Here is a 475-nt window from a genome sequence, read left to right as displayed (position 1 = left end):
TACCGGTGGTCGTTACGCCCTGTGCACCATGTGTATTGGTGTAGGTCAGGGTATCGCGATCATCATTGAGCGCGTTTAAGCATTGGTTTAAACGCCTTGCAGGGGTGACCCACTGATCCCGAAATAGGTGGCCACCCCTTTTTTCGTCCAACAGAGACGTTGCGTTCTGACACAACAACAGCGAATTAGACAGGACAATAATAACGATGCAATTTGACAAACCATCTCGCCGAGCGCTCGACCCAATTGAAACCGCTAGCATCGATGAGCTGCGCGACCTGCAGCTGACACGCATGCAGTGGAGCATCGCCCACGCGTACAACAACGTGCCGGCATACAAGAAACTGTGTGACGAGAAAGGTGTTCACCCGTACGAGCTGAAAAGCCTGGACGATTTGAAAAACTTCCCGTTCACCACCAAAGCGTATCTACGTGACGCCTACCCGTTCGATTCATTCGCGGTTCCGATGAATGA

The 475-nt window shown here is 51.8% G+C and carries 1 protein-coding gene; it reads left to right on the top strand.

Features of this window, described 5'->3' with window-relative positions; genetic code table 11:
* Window positions 1-206 precede the first annotated feature (206 nt).
* Window positions 207-475 (top strand): phenylacetate--CoA ligase family protein (locus QKW35_RS21260; RefSeq protein ID WP_425608018.1); only part of this gene is annotated, 269 nt, incomplete at its 3' end.

Origin of the sequence: Pontibacterium granulatum, assembly GCF_029961155.1 — a bacterium.
In the GTDB taxonomy this organism is placed as follows: domain Bacteria; phylum Pseudomonadota; class Gammaproteobacteria; order Pseudomonadales; family Balneatricaceae; genus Pontibacterium; species Pontibacterium granulatum.
The sequence above is the reverse complement of the archived record's forward strand: the minus strand, read 5'-3'. Positions and strand labels throughout refer to the sequence as shown.